This window comes from Oleiphilus sp. HI0066, assembly GCF_001635725.1.
Window position 1 is genome coordinate 1 of record NZ_LWFH01000893.1, and the last position, 298, is coordinate 298.

Annotated in this window: 1 pseudogene; it reads left to right on the plus strand. The window is 49.0% G+C overall.

The annotated features are described in order from the left end of the window. Positions 1-298: pseudogene (locus A3738_RS10500) on the plus strand (C4-dicarboxylate ABC transporter); the annotation flags it as partial.

The window sequence follows — 298 nt, forward strand, 5'->3', positions numbered from 1 at the left end:
ATCTCAGTGACATGTTCTTGAACGTCGGCTTGTACGTCTGGATAGGTATGATGCTTAAGCAAACGCGCTTTGCATCGCTCGTGCTTTCTTTGTTCAAGCCATGGAAACTACCACCAGAGCTATTAGTTGTTCTTGTCGTAATTCTTGCGGCTATTCCAACAGCCTACACTGGCGGTTCAGGTATTTTCGTTATTGCGGCAGGTGCCGTGATTTATCACGAGTTACGCGCTGCAGGTACGCGTCGTCAATTGGCACTAGCAGCGACAGCGATGTCCGGCTCAATGGGTGTTGTATTACG